Here is a 1,303-nt window from a genome sequence, read left to right as displayed (position 1 = left end):
TGATATGATCCCCTTATAGTAGACAGAAAAAAGAAAGCACACTAATCTGTCTACTATGGGGGGATTTTTTTATGGGGAAAAAGAAAGTTACTACATATGATGTTGCCTTTAAAAAGAAAGCAGTGGATTTATACTTCAATGTAGGTATGGGATATAAAACAGTTGCTAAAGAATTAGGAGTTGATCATTCAATAGTAAGACGTTGGGTCAAACATTTTGAGGCTGAGGGTATTAAGGGGCTGGAGGAGAAAAGAGGAAAGGCAAAAGGACCTGGCATAGGTAGACCAAGAACCCGCCGAGAGGATCCACAAGAGAAAATAAAACGATTAGAAGCTGAGGTTGAAATGTTAAAAAAGCTCTTAAAGATGTAAAAGGGGGAATGGAAGCAGTACCAACAGCTAAGAAGTTTGAAGTGATTAAACAAATGTCGAAGGAGAACTTTTCAATCCAATCTTTATGCAAGATTGCCAATGTATCTAAAAGTGGTTATTATAAGTGGCTAAGACGCCAGGAGTCCCCTACATCTAAGAAGTTAGAGGATAACAAAATAAAGGAATTAATTATGGAGTGCCACACTAAACTCAAAGGTATTTATGGATATCGTAGAGTACAAATATGGTTAAAGTTGAAATACAATCTTCACTTGAATCATAAACGAGTACAAAGGTTAATGAATGAGTTAGGTATTAAAGCCGTTATTAGAAAAAAACGTCCTTATTATGGTAAGAAAGAAGCTTATGTAGTTTCAGACAATCATCTAAATAGGGAATTTACAGCCTCAAAACCAAACGAGAAATGGGTAACAGACATTACCTATTTAATTTTTAATGGCCAAAAATTATATTTATCTGCCATAAAGGATTTATATAATAATGAAATCATTGCCTATGAAATAAGCCGGAGAAACGACCTGAAATTAGTCATAGATACGGTCAAAAAAGCAAAAAGAAAAAGGGATGTGAAAGGTGTTCTCCTCCATAGCGATCAGGGGTTCCAGTATACATCTAAACAATATAATAAATTGCTACATAAATATCAAATGAAAGCCAGTATGTCTAGAAAAGGCAACTGTTGGGATAACGCATCTATGGAGAATTTCTTCAGTCATTTTAAATCGGAGTGTTTTCATCTATACACCTTCCGAACAGCTGAAGAGGTTAAGTTTGCTGTGCACCAATACATACGATTCTATAATTACCAGAGATTTCAAAAGAAATTAAATAACCTGAGTCCTTATATATACAGAACTCAGGCTGCTTAAATTTGCGTTTTTATCACTGTCTACTTGACAGGGGTCACTTCA

The 1,303-nt window shown here is 35.0% G+C and carries 2 protein-coding genes; both read left to right on the top strand.

Annotated elements, in window-relative coordinates; all coding sequences use genetic code 11:
- Positions 1-71 precede the first annotated feature (71 nt).
- A complete protein-coding gene (locus tag SM124_RS23930; protein ID WP_322448966.1) occupies positions 72-371 on the top strand; it encodes a transposase in 300 nt (99 codons plus the stop codon).
- 8 nt (positions 372-379) lie between these two features.
- On the top strand, positions 380-1,261 hold the full coding sequence (locus SM124_RS23925) for an IS3 family transposase (RefSeq protein ID WP_322448965.1): 882 nt from the start codon (positions 380-382) through the stop codon (positions 1,259-1,261).
- Positions 1,262-1,303: the final 42 nt, after the last annotated feature.

Source organism: Robertmurraya mangrovi, from assembly GCF_034427655.1.
Taxonomy (GTDB): Bacteria; Bacillota; Bacilli; order Bacillales; family Cytobacillaceae; genus Robertmurraya_A; species Robertmurraya_A mangrovi.
The sequence above is the reverse complement of the archived record's forward strand: the minus strand, read 5'-3'. Positions and strand labels throughout refer to the sequence as shown.

What these genes read in the sequence shown, in the direction of transcription:
- SM124_RS23930 (WP_322448966.1), top strand. Translation starts at nt 72, where the DNA reads ATGGGGAAAAAGAAAGTTACTACATATGATGTTGCCTTTAAAAAGAAA.
- SM124_RS23925 (WP_322448965.1), top strand. Translation starts at nt 380, where the DNA reads ATGGAAGCAGTACCAACAGCTAAGAAGTTTGAAGTGATTAAACAAATG.